This is a genomic window from Oleiphilus sp. HI0067 (genome assembly GCF_001635735.1).
The window spans coordinates 1-1,164 of sequence record NZ_LWFI01000198.1; the positions used below are offsets into that span (position 1 = coordinate 1).

A 1,164-nucleotide genomic window follows, 5' to 3' on the forward strand; every position below is an offset into this window, starting at 1 on the left:
TAACCAAGGCGTGTATTTTCCTGGGTTCTTCACAAGATCAGTCTTTAAATCCGATTCTAATACCCATGCTGTTTCACTGACTTCTTGAGGGTTCAACTCAAAGTCGAAGATTGTGTCATTAGAAACAAATACATGGTCATACTCATGTTCAATAAGACCGTTTTGCATTTCCGTTCGATACAAAACAGGCTCTAATTCCTTAAGATCTAATTTTTGCGTTATTCCAAGCTCTTCTCCGACTCTGCGCTGAACAGCCGCAGCTGGCAATTCTTCATCAAAAGGATGGGAACAACAGGTATTACTCCATAGGTTTGCTCCATGGTATTTAGTCGCGGCACGTTTCTGGAGAAGGTACTCGCGTTGACCATCAACAACTCGATAGACCACTAGAGAGAAAGCCAAATGCAACAAGCCTTTTTGATGTGCCTCAAGCTTATCGGCAAGGCCTAACTTCTTTCCCATCTCATCAACAAGTACTAGCTCGTTAGTCACCATTCAGTCCTACATTTCATAATTCAAGACAAGCCTAGACGAAATATGTTTTGATTGTCAGATCAATTTTCTCGGAGTCCAACAAATGAAAACAATAGGCCTTCTCGGCGGCATGAGTTGGGAAAGTACGCAAGGCTACTACAAAGCGATCAATGAAGGAGTGAAAGCTAAGCTTGGCGGTTTACACTCGGCCAAAATAGTTTTGGTGAGCGTAGACTTCGCAGAGATCGAGCACTTACAACATCAAAACGATTGGGAGAGCTGCGCGCAAATCTTGTTATCAGCCTCATTAAATGTCCAATCCGCTGGCGCCGACTGTCTGCTGATCTGTACCAACACTATGCATAAAGTCGCTCCAACTATCGAAGAAAAAATCAACATATCACTACTACACATCGCTGATGCCACAGGCCAAACACTTCTAAACGCAAATATTATTAAAGTAGGTCTGCTTGGCACCGCATTCACCATGGAACAAGACTTCTACAAAGGACGATTACAAGACAAATTCTCGCTAGATGTCCTTACGCCTAACGAGGAAGATCGTGCTGAAGTGCACCGAATCATCTACGAAGAACTCTGCAAAGGCCAACTGCTTGAGTCATCCAAAGAGCGTTACTTAGATATCATAAAGAAACTACAGGCCCAAGGTGCACAGGCTGTAATTTTAGG

The 1,164-nt window shown here is 43.3% G+C and carries 2 protein-coding genes; one reads left to right on the forward strand and one right to left on the reverse strand.

The window, feature by feature from the left end:
* The coding region (idi, locus tag A3739_RS02555; protein WP_068500138.1) for an isopentenyl-diphosphate Delta-isomerase at positions 1 to 495 on the reverse strand (495 nt) is incomplete at its 3' end.
* Between the two features lie 82 nt (positions 496 to 577).
* Here idi and A3739_RS02560 point away from each other — a divergent pair.
* Positions 578 to 1,164 (forward strand): aspartate/glutamate racemase family protein (locus tag A3739_RS02560; protein ID WP_068500141.1); only part of this gene is annotated, 587 nt, incomplete at its 3' end.